At 62.1% G+C, this 15,910-nt stretch carries 12 protein-coding genes; 5 read left to right on the top strand and 7 right to left on the bottom strand.

Annotation, left to right across the window (positions count from 1 at the left end):
- Positions 1–77 precede the first annotated feature (77 nt).
- From HU762_RS15410 to HU762_RS15395, 4 genes are all read left to right on the top strand, one after another.
- On the top strand, positions 78–1,616 hold the full coding sequence (locus HU762_RS15410) for an HDOD domain-containing protein (protein WP_186638466.1): 1,539 nt from the start codon (positions 78–80) through the stop codon (positions 1,614–1,616).
- Between the two features lie 42 nt (positions 1,617–1,658).
- Positions 1,659–2,474, top strand: a complete 816-nt coding sequence (locus tag HU762_RS15405) for a rhodanese-like domain-containing protein (RefSeq protein WP_186638464.1) — start codon at positions 1,659–1,661, stop codon at positions 2,472–2,474.
- Between the two features lie 19 nt (positions 2,475–2,493).
- Complete coding sequence (gene asd, locus HU762_RS15400) at positions 2,494–3,354, top strand: archaetidylserine decarboxylase (protein WP_186638455.1); 861 nt, start codon at positions 2,494–2,496, stop codon at positions 3,352–3,354.
- A gap of 126 nt (positions 3,355–3,480) precedes the next feature.
- On the top strand, positions 3,481–5,244 hold the full coding sequence (locus HU762_RS15395) for a molecular chaperone (protein WP_186638453.1): 1,764 nt from the start codon (positions 3,481–3,483) through the stop codon (positions 5,242–5,244).
- A 76-nt stretch (positions 5,245–5,320) separates the two neighbouring features.
- Here HU762_RS15395 and serB read toward each other — a convergent pair whose 3' ends face one another.
- Positions 5,321–6,535 (bottom strand): phosphoserine phosphatase SerB, encoded by a 1,215-nt coding sequence (gene serB, locus HU762_RS15390; RefSeq protein ID WP_186638451.1) that lies wholly within the window; start codon positions 6,533–6,535, stop codon positions 5,321–5,323.
- A 133-nt stretch (positions 6,536–6,668) separates the two neighbouring features.
- Between serB and HU762_RS15385 the strand changes: the two genes are divergently transcribed.
- The gene (locus tag HU762_RS15385; RefSeq protein WP_186638449.1) at positions 6,669–8,186 is read left to right on the top strand and encodes an AhpA/YtjB family protein; all 1,518 of its coding nucleotides are present in this window, start codon (positions 6,669–6,671) and stop codon (positions 8,184–8,186) included.
- 112 nt (positions 8,187–8,298) lie between these two features.
- Here HU762_RS15385 and HU762_RS15380 read toward each other — a convergent pair whose 3' ends face one another.
- From HU762_RS15380 to HU762_RS15355, 6 genes are all read right to left on the bottom strand, one after another.
- Positions 8,299–9,003, bottom strand: a complete 705-nt coding sequence (locus HU762_RS15380; RefSeq protein ID WP_186638447.1) for a PqiC family protein — start codon at positions 9,001–9,003, stop codon at positions 8,299–8,301.
- 177 nt (positions 9,004–9,180) lie between these two features.
- Positions 9,181–11,445 (bottom strand): DNA topoisomerase IV subunit A, encoded by a 2,265-nt coding sequence (gene parC, locus HU762_RS15375; protein ID WP_186638445.1) that lies wholly within the window; start codon positions 11,443–11,445, stop codon positions 9,181–9,183.
- Positions 11,446–11,455: 10 nt separating this feature from the next.
- Positions 11,456–11,977, bottom strand: coding sequence for a TIGR02281 family clan AA aspartic protease (locus HU762_RS15370; RefSeq protein WP_186638443.1), 522 nt, complete (start codon positions 11,975–11,977; stop codon positions 11,456–11,458).
- Positions 11,974–12,960: an esterase-like activity of phytase family protein gene (locus tag HU762_RS15365; protein ID WP_186638441.1), complete on the bottom strand. Its 987-nt coding sequence runs from the start codon at positions 12,958–12,960 to the stop codon at positions 11,974–11,976. Before HU762_RS15365 ends, HU762_RS15370 begins: the two co-directional genes overlap by 4 nt.
- Positions 12,960–14,864 carry a DNA topoisomerase IV subunit B gene (gene parE, locus HU762_RS15360; RefSeq protein ID WP_186638439.1) on the bottom strand — a complete coding sequence of 635 codons (1,905 nt, stop codon included), beginning with the start codon at positions 14,862–14,864 and terminating at the stop codon, positions 12,960–12,962. Before parE ends, HU762_RS15365 begins: the two co-directional genes overlap by 1 nt.
- 41 nt (positions 14,865–14,905) lie before the next feature.
- Positions 14,906–15,514 (bottom strand): YqiA/YcfP family alpha/beta fold hydrolase, encoded by a 609-nt coding sequence (locus tag HU762_RS15355; protein WP_186638437.1) that lies wholly within the window; start codon positions 15,512–15,514, stop codon positions 14,906–14,908.
- Between the last annotated feature and the right edge of the window lie 396 nt (positions 15,515–15,910).

Genomic DNA, 15,910 nt, shown 5'->3' with positions numbered 1-15,910 from the left:
CTATAGCCAGTTCTGGCGAAAAGCCAATTTTGCCCCGTTCCGGGCGTTGATACCTCATGTGAAGATCGCGTCTAGTCATGGCTAACGAAACGAAGGTTCCAACTCCGCGACCCACCACGCTCGAAGGCTGGGTAAAGCTGCTCGAAGGCATCCACTTGCCGGTGCCCCTGGCCAGTCATGACCTGGTCTGCAAGGCTATTGCCGACAGCCGCCGCTCGTTGCGCGACATTGCCGAACTAATGCAGGGCAGCCCCGCCCTGGCCCTGAGTGTCATCCGCGAAGCTAACCATCACACCCACGGCACCCTGGCGGAACCGGCGGAAAATCTCGAGGTGGCCATCAACCGCCTCGGCCTCAAACGCACCGAGGAACTGCTCGCCCGCCTGCCCTCGTTGCCGGAACATGAAATTCCCGTGGCGCTGCGCCAAGTGCAATTGATCAGCCAGCACGCCTCGCAACAGGCCAACGGTTTTTTCGCCAACCGCCTGGCTCGGCTGTGGCAGGACATCCATTGGGGCAGCCTGTTATTTCTCTCGCCGCTCTGGCCACTGGCCCTGACGCACCCGCGGCTGCTGGGTGAGTGGGAGTTGCGGGTGGTCCATAAAGGCGAGCCAGCCGACCGGGTCGAGCGCGAACTGTTCGGCGTCAGCCTGCTGAAAATCTGCCTCGCGCTGGTGGAGAGGTGGCACCTGCCAGCGTGGGTGATGCAGGGCTATCGTCTGTTGCTCAACGAGCGCCGCGAACTGATCAAAGTGCTGCGCATCGCACGCGACAGCGATCACCCGCTACGCCAGCAGAATCGGCTGGACGACGATCCAACCCTGCGGCGCTGGCTCAACCAGCCCGCCAATACCGTGTTGCTGGCCAACGGCCTGGCACTGGCGGCGCAACAGGCTTGGGACAGCCCGTCCAGCGCTCGTTGGCAGTACCTCACAAGCCTGTATCTGCAAATGCCAATGGATGAGCTCCAGCAGCAGCTTCATCAACAGGCTGTCACCAGCGCCCGCCAAAACGCCATGCCAGACCTCTGGCATCCCGCCGTGGCGTTGATCTGGCCCTGGGGCAGCCGCCGCGTTCACCCGGGCTTGCTCCCGGCCGCGCCGCCCAGCGCCGAAGACCTGACCCAATGGCGCAAGCAATGCGCCGCGCTGTTGGTGGAACCCAGCCCCTTCAGCAATGCCATGCATCTGACGACCTCGGCCCGCGACGCCTTGGTGGCGTGCGGAATGCGCCGGGTCATGATCTTGATGGCCGACCGCAGCCAGACCAGCGTGCGCGTGCATCAGACCGCCGGCCTACCCAAAGAGGCGGCGGCGATGAGTTTCTCCATCAGCCAGAGCAAGGTCCTGCAGCGACTGCTGGCCCAGCAGGCCCAGGTTCGCCTGAACCCGGAGAACAATGCGCAATATTCGGCTTTGCTGCCGCCGGGCCTGCGCAGCCTGTTCAAGGGCGAGCACTTGCTGTTGCGCTCACTGACCTGCAACGGCCGGGTGATCATGTTGGTCGCTGTGGACCAGGGTGGCGGGCCGTTCTCGGACGTGACCGTACAGGCCTTCGGCAAAACCTCGCAATGCATCGAAAGGGCCCTGCACAGCTTTACCAACCGTGGCCGCTGAACTTGGTACAATCTTTTCCCTTTGCGCCCCAGGAGACCTCATATGCCTGACTTCTCTGGCTTGCCGCTGGTAATCGAGCCTAACGAGCTGCTGCCGCGCCTCGATGCTGCCAATCTGATTCTGGTGGACCTGACCAGCGCCGCCCGCTATGGCACCGGACATGTTCCTGGCGCGCGCTTCGTCGACCCCAAGCGCACGCAACTGGGCCAGCCTCCCGCGCCAGGCCTGTTGCCTGCCAATGCCGAGCTGGAGGCACTGTTCGGCGAGCTCGGCCACAATCCCGATGCGATCTACGTCGTGTATGACGACGAGGGCGGCGGCTGGGCCGGGCGCTTTATCTGGCTGCTGGACGTGATTGGCCATTCGAACTATCACTACCTCGATGGCGGCTTGCTGTCCTGGCTGGACGAGGGCTTGCCAGTCTCCACTGAAGTTCCGGCGGCAGTCGCGGGCTCGGTAAGCCTGACCCTGCACGAAGCACCCACCGCCACCCGCGAATATTTGCAAAGCCGCCTGGGCGCCAGCGACCTGGCGATCTGGGATGCGCGCGGCCCGCTCGAATATTCCGGCGAAAAAGTCGTTGCGGCCAGGGGCGGACACATCCCTGGGGCAATCAACTTTGAATGGACCGCAGGCATGGACCCGGCACGCAACCTGCGTATCCGCAAGGACATGCCACAAATACTCGAACAACTGGGCATTACGCCTGACAAAGAAGTCATCACCCACTGCCAGACTCACCACCGCTCTGGCTTCACCTATCTGGTGGCCAAGGCGCTCGGTTATCCGCGAGTCAAAGGCTATGCCGGTTCCTGGGGCGAATGGGGCAATCACCCTGACACCCCCATCGAGCTTTGAAGATTTTTAAGGACAGTTAATGAAAAACCGCTTGTTCATCCTCTCCCAGTACCTGCTGCCGCACCATTTGCTGTCGCGGCTGGCCGGCTGCATCGCCGAGTGCCGAGTGCGCTGGTTCAAGAATGCCTTCACGGCCTGGTTCGCCAAGCGCTACCAGGTGGACATGTCCCAGGCGCTGGTGGAAGACCTGACGGCTTACGAGCACTTCAATGCCTTCTTTACTCGCGCCCTGAAAGAGGGAGCGCGCCCTCTGGACGAAACCCCCGGCGCGATCCTCAGCCCTGCCGATGGCGCCGTCAGCCAGCTCGGCCCGATCGAGCATGGCCGGGTGTTCCAGGCCAAGGGCCACAGCTTCAGTGTGCTGGAGCTGCTGGGCGGTGATGCGGCCAACGCGGCGCCGTTCATGGGCGGCGATTTCGCCACCATCTACCTGTCGCCCAAGGATTATCACCGCGTGCACATGCCGCTGGCCGGCACTTTGCGGGAAATGGTCTACACCCCAGGGCGGATCTTCTCGGTCAACCAGACCACTGCCGAAAACGTCCCGGAACTGTTTGCCCGTAACGAACGCGTAGCCTGCATTTTCGACACCGAACGCGGCCCGATGGCCGTGGTGCTGGTGGGTGCAATGATCGTGGCTTCTATCGAAACCGTTTGGGCCGGGCTGGTAACGCCACCCAAGCGCGAATTGAAAACCTTCCGTTACGACGAAGCCGCCCGTGCACCGATCCACTTGGAAAAAGGTGCAGAACTGGGCCGATTCAAACTGGGCTCCACCGCAATCGTGCTGTTTGGCCCGGACCAGGTGAAATGGGCCGAAGACCTGGTTGCCGGCTCGCCGGTGCAGATGGGCCAAGGCTTGGCGCTGCCCAAAGCCTGATTCATCGGCTAGGTGCGGGCGAGGCCTGTCGCTCCCACCTGGCACCCGACATCGGACGCGCCTTTTCGCACATAACTGCTAGAGTTGGAACATCCCCTTCATTTCCCGCCGGAGCCCGTCCACGGCATGAATGAGACCAGCCCTCTCCAGCTACTGCGTGTTTCGACACCGACCCAGTCGCGCCTGTCCTTTTGCGATGCCACGCCTCGCGACCTCAAGCGTTGGATTGCCAACCTGCCCAAGGCCAACATCGGCGAAACCGCCCGCCTGTTGTATCAGGCGCTCGGCGAGCTGAACCTGCTGCTCACCCCCAGCGAAAACCGCCTGCAACTGCTCGAACTGCTGCGGCCCGAGGTTTATTACGTCTGCAAGCACCTGGAGCGACACTTCCTGCAGCAGGCCATTGTGCTGGACGACCGCTCGCGCAAGATCGTCAACCTGTGCCAGGCCCTGCAGACCCATCTGGCGATGGGTTACAAGCAAATAGTCGTACGCCTCTCGCCCAAGTTCACCAAGGATCGGGCGCGCGTGCTCGCCACCGCACTGCAACGGGCGCTACATGCCCTCGACGGCAACCTGTTGCGCGCCGGCCAGCTGTACAGCCCGGTGCCCGAGGGACTTTGGCTTGATTTGCACCAGCTGTACCGGATTGCCTGCCAGCACAAGTTGCAACACCTGAGCGTCAGCGATGAGCTTGCCAGCCAGGTTCATCAGTTGAACGCCGAACAGACCTACGTCGTCGCCCTGCTGCTAGGCGCCTCGCGCAGCAATCAGTTGCGCCAGAGCCAGATCGCGCGACTGGCCGAGGTACTGGAATCGTGGAGCCAGTGGGTCAAGCTGGACCCGCCCGCCAGCGCCGCCACCAGCCTTTTCGCCGTCGCACCGCAACTGGATGTCGGACCGCGGTATCGCTCCAAATTCCGCGCCGAGCAGCAACCTAGCCTGCAAGGTTTCGATCTTGAGCCGTTGGTACGCGCGATTACCACCCATCTGGCGCACCCTGTCGAATCATCGCTGCCAGTACCCGCCGGCATGAGTGCCGACACCCTGCACCACCTGCAAGCCGCCTGGGGCGAGGCCGTCGAACGCAGCTTCCAGCGCACCGAGGGCAACGGAACGCTGACGTTGTGCGTGGGCATGAGCGCGCTGCACTACTACCTTGGAGGCGAGCGCTCCTTCAGCGAAATCCTGAAGAATCCAGCGACGCGCAAGGCCCGGTTCGAGGCCTCGCCGACCACAAAAAACGACACTTGGAGCCAGGCCTTCGACGCCGCGCCAGCCGGTGACAGCGAGCTGCTGCCCTACGAAGAAATCGAGTACCCGGTCAATCCGGCCGATGACGACAGCACCAGCTCCGACAATCAGCATCACTTTCCAACCTACGACCTGCCAATCATCAATCACAGCCCGGGCGGTTACTGCCTTGGCTGGCCGAAAGAGGTGCCGGAACAATTGCAGGCCGGGGAGATGGTCGGCATTCGTGACGCCAACGACCAGACCTGGAGCATCGCCGTGGTGCGCTGGATCCGCCAGGTACGCAATGGCGCCATGCAGATGGGCATCGAGCTGGTCGCACCCCACGCCCAGCCTTGCGGGTTGCAACTGATCCGCGAACAGAGCGACCAGGGACATTACCTGCGAGGATTGTTACTGCCCGAAATCAGCGCCATCGACCTGCCGCCCACCGTTATTGCCCCGCGCCTGCCTTTCCAGGAAGGGCAGCAAGTATTGATCAATACCGACGGGCAGGCACGTCGTGCCGGCCTGGATCGCCGGGTCACCAGCACCCACAGCTTCAACCAGTTTGCCTACCGCCAGGAGGATTCGGGCACGGCCGGGGACGGCGGCGCGCAAGAAGGGGATTTCGATTCGTTGTGGAAGTCACTCTAGAAAGCGACCAGTTCCCGTGGCGAGGGAGCTTGCGCCCTCGCCACAAGAGCGTATGCCCTGGAAATTGATGCAGGGCTCAAACCTGCCCGTCGCGGTCCCTGAAGCCCAGCAGATACAACACCCCATCCAACCCCAAGGTTGAAATCGCCTGCCTGGCCGACTGCTTGACCAGCGGCTTGGCCCGGAACGCCACGCCGAGCCCGGCGATGGCCAGCATCGGCAGATCGTTGGCTCCGTCGCCTACGGCGATGGTCTGCTCCAGGCGCAGGCCCTCTTTGGCGGCCAGTTCACGCAGCAGATCCGCCTTGCGCTGGGCATCGACGATCGGCTCGACCGCCACGCCGGTCACCTTGCCGTCCACCACTTCCAGCTCGTTGGCGAACACGTAGTCGATACCGAGCTTGGCCTGCAATTGCTTGGCAAAATACGTGAAGCCGCCCGACAGAATCGCGGTCTTGTAGCCCAGGCGCTTGAGTTCGGCAAACAGGGTTTCGGCGCCTTCGGTCAGGCGCAGGGAAGCGCCGATGGAATCCAGCACGCTCACATCCAGGCCTTGCAGCAGCGCCAGGCGCTCCTTGAAGCTGGCCCGGAAATCCAGCTCGCCAGCCATGGCCCGCTCAGTGATGGCCGACACCTTGTCGCCGACGCCGGCAGCCTTGGCCAACTCGTCGATCACTTCGGCTTCGATCAGCGTCGAGTCCATGTCGAACACCGCCAGGCGGCGGTTACGGCGAAACAGCGAGTCTTCCTGGAACGCGATATCGACGTTCAGCTCCTGGGCCACACTGAGGAACTCAGCACGCAACGCCTGGGGATCGGCAGGTTCGCCGCGCACGGAAAATTCGATGCAGCCCTTGCCTTGGTCGGCCGGGGTATCGAGCGGCATGCGCCCGGACAGCCGATCGATGTGGTCGATGTTCAGGCCATATTTCGCCGTGATCGAACTGACGCGCTGCAATTGCTCGGCGGTGACCTTGCGAGTCAACAGCGTCACGATGTGCCGTTTCTTGCCCTGCCCGGCCACCCAGTTTTGGTAATCGGCTTCCGATACCGGAGTGAACCGTACCTGCTGGTCAAGCTTGTAGGCGGTAAACAGGATGTCCTTGAGCACCGACTTGCCCTGCTCGGTGTCCGGGATTTCAACCAGGATGCCGAACGACAGCGTGTCGTGGATCACCGCCTGTCCAATGTCGAGAATGTTCACACCACCCTGGGCCAGAACGCCTGTAATGGCCGCAGTCAGACCCGGACGGTCGCTGCCAGTGATGTTTATCAGGACAATTTCGCGCAAGGCGCACCCCCGCAGGTGGAAAAAAACCGCATTCTACCCACATTCAGTGACCATCGGGCACCGCCAGTGCTTTGCCGGTCATGGGGCTATCGCTATACTGCGCGTCAATTTCACGGACAAAGAGCCGAGCTCAGTGAACCGGCCCACGCCAGTCAAAACCGACAATTTCTTTCTGCTGATCTTCCGTGCACTGCGCCATCGTCGCGTGCCGATTGCATTACGCATTGCCAGCCATAACGTGATCCTGGTCGCCCTGGCCCTGGTCATCTATGCCTGCGTGATGGGTTTGCAGTTCAAGCAGGCCATGCACGAGCAGGCTGATGCCTTGGGCGAAAGCCTGACCACCCAGACCGCCACGTCCGCCACCGAGTTGCTGGTGTCCAACGACATCCTCAGCCTCAACGTGCTGCTCAACAACCTGACCAAGAACAAACTGGTCGCCCACGCCGCCATCTACAGCGTGGACAATCGCATCCTGGCGGAGGCCGGCCAGCGTCCCAAGCCGGGCCTGCTGGGTGAAACCGGTGGCATGTACCAGAGCAAGATCACGTTCCAGGACGTGACCGCCGGGCAACTGCGCATCAGCCTGGACATGGACCAGTTCCAGCAACCGATGACCATCAGCCTGCAGAGCATGGGCATTCTCAGCGCGATACTGTTGGCACTGGCACTGGCCTTGAGCCTGCGCCTGGGACGGCATATTTCCACGCCGCTGCTGCAATTGCGCGTCTGGCTGCGGGACATCGACGAACACACACCCGCCACCCAGCGCCAGGACGAAATTGGCGACCTGGCCCGGCAACTTCACGCCAGTTTCGCGCCGGAGCCTGAGCCCGTGCCTGAGCCCGAGGACATCGACTACGTCGATGAGGACGATGCCGAGCCGGAATTTGAAGTGCGCAACCTGCGGGACCCGGGCTTTGACGAAAGTGCGCCGATGCCTGCTTCCCGCCCTGTGCGGCGTCATGTGGTGCGTACGGTTGAAGACGATGAAGACGACGATGCCTTCGCCGACTTGCGAGATGAAACGGTCGCCGACGCGCCTCAACCGATCGCCCGCCCTGTCGCCTCGAACCTGCCACAGCACAGCGCCGTACTAGCCGTTCAACTGGGCGCCCAGGATCAATTGCGACGCCTGCCCCAGGCCCGCCTGAAGGAACTGCTGGAACGTTATCGCGACTGCCTCGACCAGGCGGCATCGCTTTATCAGGGCGAACTGCACACCTTGAACGACGGCAGCACACTGATGCTGTTCCACACCGAGGACAGCGGCGACGACTACCTGACCAACGCCATCTGCTGCGGTGAATTGCTGCGGGCATTGGGTCATCAGTTGCAGATCGAGGTTGCCGACAGTGGCATCACCCTGCAATTGCAATTAGGCCTGACCCTCGGCGACAGCCTGTTCGGCCTGAGCCAGATCGATCTGCTGTTGACCGAAACAGCCCAGGACGCACTGGCCCTCTCCCAACACAGCCGCAACCTGCTGCTGGTGGAGCGCAAGATCAACGACGACGCCCTGATCCGCCAGCGCGCGCGTATCCGTCCCATCGCCAGTCCCGAAGGCGCCTGCTGTGTAGAGCGATTGATGGAGCCGTATCCGTCGATGCTGGAGCGGCAATTGGCGCGGATGCATGAGCGCCAGGCCTGAGCCTCGGCATCTGAAATAACGAAGCCCGCTGGCGAGTGATCGCCAGCGGGCTTTTCATATAAACAACAAAGCCCGCATCAATGCGGGCTTTGCTCTGTATCCGGTCCGGCTATCAGAACCTGAACACTTCCATGTCCGTACGAATCGGCAAGGCCATGGGAATCTTGTCCTTTTCCTTTTCAACCGGTTTTGCTGGGGCGGGAGCAGCCTTGCGTGGGACCTCTGCGATAGGCGGCTGGTTGGCCAGCGGCTTGAGCGACACGGACAATTGCTCGGCCAGGCGCTGCAAGAGCACGCCTTGTGCCTGGACCTGCGCAGCGGTGGAGCCCGCGTGCTGCTCTTGCAGATGAACAATGCGGTTTTCGCGAACCTTGCCGCGACGGTCGATCAGTCGCCACTGGGCATCGAGGACCGCTGGCTGGGATTCGCCTGAGTCCAGCCGGGTAATTGACAGCAGGACCTGAACATCCGGGGAGAATCCCTGGGTGGCCGGGGCCAGCACTACGCGCTGACTGTCCAAATGGCCCGCAACCTGGCGCAGCAACAACTGATCGATGTCGGAAGACAAGCTGCCAGCCCAGCGTCCATCCGTGGCGGCTTGCAGGCTGCCGTCTGGCTGGCGTTGCAACAGGGTTTCACGCTGAAGGTAGTCGGCAATCAGCACCGGGCCGAGCAATACGGCCATGCCTGTGCTTTGCGCAGGCTGGGCTGGGGTACCGCTGTCCAGTTGGTACAAGGACACCGGCTGATTCATGCTGCAGCCCGCCAGGCCAAGCAGGCCGGCGAGCCACAAAATAGGAAGGCGCAGAACAGTCATCGTCTCGTCCAGGTGGCGGCCACAAGGCTTACCACAGTGAAAAATACTCGGTCATATGAAGAACGCCCGGCCACGCCGGCGCTTGAAAGGGCCTATCATCCGTGAATATGCGTCCCGACTCCAGCGCCAAAGTTCCGATCTGCGGGTTTTAATCGCAGACCGAGGCCTCTAGCACGCTTAATTGAGGTTTTCGACGAGCAGCGCATCCACCCTCTGAAAACCCCTCGGAAGCTTGTTGCCCCGCCGACCGCGTTCACCCTTGTAATGCTCAAGATCGTCCGCTTTCAAAGATAGCGTCCGCTTTCCTGCCTGAAGCACAAGCGTGGCACCCTCGGGTATCACTGCAATATCCGTGACATATTCCTCGCGACTCGCCACCCGTTCGCCGGAAATACCGATAATCTTGTTGCCTTTGCCTTTCCCCAGCTGTGGCAGGTCGCTGATCTTGAACACCAGCAACCGACCCTCGGTCGTCACCGAGGCCAGCCAATTGTTCTCGCGGTCGGTGACCGGACGCGGCGCAATGACCTTGGCGTTGTTCGGCAGGCTCAACAACGCCTTGCCCGCCTTGTTCTTGGCTTGCAGGTCCTCACCCTTGACGACGAACCCGTAACCGGCGTCCGACGCGATAACGTACAGCCCGTCATCATCAGGCATCAGCACGCATTCAAAAGTTGCACCCGGCGGAGGAGTTAATCGTCCGGTCAGCGGTTCGCCCTGGCCGCGAGCCGAAGGTAAGGTATGGGCCGGCACCGAATAACTGCGCCCGGTTGAATCGATGAACACCGCGAACTGGTTGGAACGTCCCGGCGCCAAGGCCTTGAAGTTGTCCCCAGCCTTGTAGGAAAGCCCGGCAGCGTCGATGTCGTGCCCCTTGGCGGAGCGCACCCAACCTTTTTCCGACAGCACAACCGTCACTTTCTCGTTCGGCAACAGATCATGTTCGGTCAGTGCCTTGGCTTCGGCGCGCTCGACGATAGGCGAGCGGCGGTCGTCACCGTAGGTTTCGGCGTCCTTGAGCAGTTCGGTGCGTACCAGTTTCTTGAGCTTGGCTTCGCTGCCCAGCAAGGCTTGCAGCTTGGCCTGCTCCTTGAGCAATTCATCCTGCTCGGCGCGCAACTTCATTTCTTCCAGGCGCGCCAACTGCCGCAGGCGGGTATCGAGAATGTAGTCGGCCTGGATTTCGCTCAGGGCGAAACGGGCGATCAGGCTGGCCTTGGGGTGCTCCTCGGTACGGATGATGTGGATCACTTCATCCAGGTTGAGGTACGCAATCAGCAAGCCGTCCAACAGGTGCAGGCGGCGCTCTACTTTGTCCAGGCGGAATTGCAAGCGCCGGCGCACGGTCTTGACCCGGAACTCCAGCCATTCCACCAGCAAGGCCCGCAGGTTTTTCAGCTGCGGCTTGCCGTCCAGGCCGATGATGTTGATGTTGACCCGGTAGCTGGACTCCAGGTCAGTGCTGGCGAACAGGTGCTGCATCAGCGCATCGTGGTCGACCCGGCTATTGACCGGAATGATCACCAGGCGACACGGGTTTTCGTGGTCTGACTCGTCACGCAGGTCAGCAACTTGCGGCGCCTTCGATGGCTTTGCCTGCATCATCGCGGCAATCTGTTCCATCACCTTGGCACCGGAAACCTGATGCGGCAGCGACGTGACAATGATGTCGCCGTCTTCGATGTGATAAACGGCACGCATGCGCACCGAACCACGGCCGGTCTCGTAGATTTTCAGTAGATCGGCGCGGGGAGTGATGATTTCCGCTTCGGTCGGGTAGTCCGGGCCTTGGATATGCTCGCAGAGCTGCTCCACCGTGGCTTTCGGCTCGTCCAGCAGACGCACGCACGCCGTGGCCACTTCCCGCAGGTTGTGCGGCGGCACGTCAGTGGCCATGCCCACGGCGATACCGGTGGTGCCATTGAGAAGAATATTCGGCAAACGTGCCGGCAACACCAGGGGTTCGTCGAGGGTACCGTCGAAGTTCGGCCCCCAGTCCGCAGTGCCCTGGCCCAGTTCGCTGAGCAGCACTTCGGAATAACGCGACAGCCGCGCCTCCGTGTAACGCATGGCCGCGAACGACTTGGGATCGTCCGGCGCACCCCAGTTGCCTTGCCCGTCCACCAAGGTGTAGCGATAGCTGAACGGCTGGGCCATCAACACCATGGCTTCGTAGCAGGCCGAATCGCCGTGGGGGTGGAATTTACCGAGCACGTCACCGACGGTCCGTGCCGACTTCTTGTGCTTGGAGTCAGCGTCCAGCCCCAACTCACTCATGGCGTAGATGATTCGCCGCTGAACCGGCTTGAGACCGTCGCCGATGTGCGGCAAGGCGCGGTCCATGATCACGTACATGGAGTAATTGAGGTAGGCATTTTCGGTGAAGTCAGCCAGCGACCGGCGTTCTACGCCGTCTAAGCTGTCTGCAAGAATGTCGCTCATGCGGGCCTCATCAGTTCGTTGTCTGGCGCAACAGCATGGTGCCGTCGCGCTGGGTAAATTCAAGTTTGTTCAGGGCGCTCATGCCCAGTAGCACCTGCGTGCCACCCAGGCCTGGCGCCACCAGGGCGCGGACATCGCGCAAGACGATGTCGCCCAATTGCAGCCGGTCGATGCGGGTGCGATAACCTTCGCTCAAACCGTTGGCGGTGCTCAATGTCACGCCAAAACCTTTTTCCAGCTTCAGCCGCTCGGCCAGTTCCTGCGGGACCGCCACATCGGTGGCCCCGGTGTCGAGCATGAAATCCACCGGCTGGCCGTTGATCTGGCCGCTGGCGACGAAATGCCCCTGTTTATTGCCGACCAGCTTCACCTCGATAAACCCTTCGCCCTTTTGCGAATACACCTCTGTGTTGGGATTGTGCTCGCGCTGCTCCCACTGGGCGAAAAACCGCGTCGCCAGAAACAGCGCCGCGCACCAAGCCAAGATCATCAGCACCCGGCCGGCGCGCTTGCCCGGCGGTTGCTGGCTCATGGCGTGGCGCTCCAACCACCCGTCGGTGCGGAAAAACGCCAGACGATCGGCCGCGTTTCGCCGTCGGCGCGCTTGCCATTATTGTTATCCAGGCCGATCCACGCGCCACCAGCGTCCACGACCAGCGCTTCGGCCAGGCCGAAGGGTTGTGGATAAAGACGCTTATCCTGCAGCGCCTCGGCGGCGAATGACCAGCAGCGCTCGACCTTGGCGGTCTGCGGGTCACGCCGGCAGACCTGATAGGCGTTTCGCTCCAGGGTAAACAGCTTGCCTTCGAACAACGACAGATCGGCGAAGTCCCGCGGCACCGCCCTCGGCTTGAAAAACTGCTCAGGCTGCATTTCCTTTCCCGCTTCGCTCAGCAACACACAATTGCCATCGCAATCCCATACCGTCTGCTGACGCTTGATCAATAACAGCCCCCGACGCTCGCGTTCGGCCGCCAGCCATAGCTGGTCACCGGCGGGGTTCACGGCCAGGCCTTCGAACAGTGCGTTGAAATGCAATAGCATACCGCTGCCCCGGGCCTGACGGATCAAGGTCGGGGCGATTTTCAGCCAGGACGCCGCCCCAGTTGGCGGCACGAGCAGCACGGCGGCATGGGACTCGCTGACCACGTAGCGATTGCCGGCGCTGTCGCAACTGATGCCTTCGAAATCCAACTCGCCACCGCGCAGAAACGACGCCGCCCACGTCCGCGAGCTCAAGCCCCAGGGCAAACCGCTGTCCGGCACCTGCGGCACTTCGATAGCCACCGCTTCAGCCTGCCAAACCGGCGCATCGTCGGGGTTGAGGCGGTAGATTTGGTCATCGTCGCGATCGGACACGGTCCACATCTCGCTGCCGCACAGCGCAAGCCCGGACAGGTTGCCGCCGCGCAGGCCATCGACGACGTGCTCGGACACCAGCTTCAATTCCGGCGCGGGCCCTGCAACTACCACCCCCGCCCACAGCAACAATCCCAGGGCGAACCCGTTGCGCATCAGGCCAGGACCTCGGCCAAGTCCCCTTTGGATTCGAGCCAGGACTTGCGGTCGCCGGCGCGTTTCTTCGCCAGCAACATATCCATCATTTCCGAGGTCGCCTCGAAGTCATCCAAGGTCAACTGCACCAGGCGGCGGGTGTTCGGGTCCATGGTGGTTTCACGCAACTGCGGCGGGTTCATTTCGCCCAGGCCCTTGAATCGGGTGACCTGCGGCTTGCCACGTTTCTTCTCGGCCACCAGGCGATCGAGGATGCCGTCGCGCTCGGCTTCGTCCAGGGCGTAGTAGATTTCCTTGCCCAGGTCGATGCGATACAGCGGCGGCATCGCCACGTAGACGTGACCGGCGTCCACCAGCGGGCGGAAATGCTGGACGAACAGCGCACACAGCAATGTGGCGATGTGCAAGCCGTCGGAGTCGGCGTCGGCGAGGATGCAGATCTTGCCGTAGCGCAACTGGCTCATGTCCGCGGCGCCCGGATCGACGCCAATGGCCACCGCGATGTTATGCACTTCCTGGCTGGCCAGCACTTCGCTGCCGTCCACTTCCCAGGTGTTGAGGATCTTGCCCCGCAGCGGCAGGATCGCCTGGAACTCCTTGTCCCGCGCTTGCTTGGCCGAACCGCCGGCGGAGTCACCTTCCACCAGGAACAGCTCGGAACGCATCGGGTCCTGCCCGGCGCAATCGGCGAGCTTGCCCGGCAATGCCGGCCCCTGGGTGATGCGCTTGCGCTCGACCTTCTTGCTGGCCTTGAGACGACGTCCGGCGTTGTTGATCGCCAGCTCCGCCAGGGCCAGGCCGGTCTCAGGATTGGCGTTGAGCCACAGGCTGAACGCGTCCTTGACCACGCCGGAAACAAACGCCGCCGCCTCGCGGGACGACAGGCGCTCCTTGGTCTGGCCGGAAAATTGCGGTTCCTGCATCTTCATCGACAAGACGAAGGCGATGCGTTCCCAGACATCTTCCGGCGCCAGCTTCACGCCGCGAGGCAGCAGGTTGCGGAACTCGCAGAACTCGCGCATGGCATCGAGCAAGCCCTGGCGCAAGCCATTGACGTGGGTGCCGCCCTGGGCCGTGGGGATCAGGTTGACGTAGCTTTCCTGGACGCTTTCGCCGCCTTCGGGCAGCCACAACAGCGCCCAGTCCACCGCCTCCTTGTTACCGGCCAGACTGCCACAGAACGGCTCGTCGGGCAGGCGCTCGAAACCGCTGACCGCGTCCACCAAGTAGGAGCGCAGGCCGTCTTCGTAATGCCATTCGACTTTCTCGCCGGTGGCCTTGTCCTCGAAACTGACCAGCAACCCCGGGCACAACACGGCCTTGGCCTTGAGCACATGCTTGAGGCGGCTGACAGAAAACTTCGGCGAATCGAAATACTTCGGGTCCGGAGCGAAATACACGCTGGTCCCGGTGTTGCGCTTGCCGACGGTACCGATCACTTCCAGCTCGGTGGCCTTGTAGCCGTCGGCGAAGGTCATCTGGTATTCATTACCGTCACGCTTGACCCGCACCCGCACCTGGGTCGACAAGGCGTTGACCACGGAGATACCCACCCCGTGCAAACCGCCGGAGAACTGATAGTTCTTGTTGGAAAACTTGCCGCCGGCGTGGAGCTTGGTGAGGATCAGCTCGACGCCCGACACACCCTCTTCAGGATGAATGTCCACCGGCATGCCGCGACCGTCATCGCTGACTTCCAGGGAGTGATCGGCGTGCAGGATGACCTGCACCGACTTCGCATGCCCGGCCAAGGCTTCGTCGACACTGTTGTCGATGACTTCCTGGGCGAGGTGGTTCGGCCGACTGGTGTCGGTGTACATGCCGGGGCGCTTGCGCACCGGGTCGAGGCCCGAGAGGACTTCGATGGCGTCTGCGTTATAAGAGCTAGCGCTGGGAGTGGCCATGGGGTCTCGTCGTCAGTGTTCAATGAAAAAGGGGCGATGGCTCACAGCGACGTGAAGTCGATCGCCTGGTACAAATCGGCGCCAATGCCGGCAAAACTCAACAGTGCCGGCAACTGCTGGGCAAACCCTTGGAAACTGTGGTCGCCGCCGGCCTGGATGCGCAAGGCACAGGCGCGGTAATACTGCTGGGCGTGGCGATAATCCAGCGTTTCGTCACCGGTTTGCAACCATACCTGAAACCGCTGCGGATCCCGGGGCGCCGGCACTTCCAGCTCGGCCAGGGCCGTCACGTGGTCGTGGGTCAATTCCCAGGTTTCGTCGGTGTATAAATTCTTCTGCGTGCCCAGGTAGCCGTCGAACATCCGATGCGGGCTCACGGCAGGATTGACCAGCAGGGCTTTGAGCCCGTGGCGCTCGGCCAAGTGAGTCGCATAGTAGCCGCCGAGCGAGCTGCCGACCAGCAGCGGCCGCTCCAGTTCTGCAATCGCCTGTTCCAGCTGACCGATGGCTTGGCGGGGGTGGTGGTGCAAGGCGGGCACCCGCAACTGGTTGCTCAGGCCCAGGCGTGCCATCACGTCGACCAGTTGGCAGGCTTTGGTCGATGCTGGGGCGCTGTTGAAGCCGTGGATATAAAGGATCGAACCCGACATTGCCGACTCCCTGGGTGTTGGGCAAAGGCCGGAGTTTACAGGGAGTTTGTGGAGGTTTGGGGATGATATGACTGGCATTGGGATAAACACGAAACCCTGTGGCGAGGGGATTTATCCCCGCTGAGCGCCCTCAGGGCCGGCGTATCTCTTACGGACCGGGTACATATCCATTGCTGCGGTAACGGCTGCTTATGGTTTCGCTCTTACAGCGACTCACTTTTATGAAGCGTAAAAGTAAGCAAAACGCTTTTGCCCCACCACTCGGCACCTCGCCTAGGCTCGGTGTGCCCTCACTCCGGCATTGCTCCGTGGGCCCGCCGCGAAGGCCCATCCATGGGCCAGCGCGGCTATCCCGGCATCCATGCCGGGATGCCCACTGCGCAATACCTGCGTTCG

It is taken from the genome of Pseudomonas sp. SWRI92 (assembly GCF_014268685.1).
Lineage (GTDB): Bacteria > Pseudomonadota > Gammaproteobacteria > Pseudomonadales > Pseudomonadaceae > Aquipseudomonas > Aquipseudomonas marvdashtae.
The sequence above is the reverse complement of the archived record's forward strand: the minus strand, read 5'-3'. Positions and strand labels throughout refer to the sequence as shown.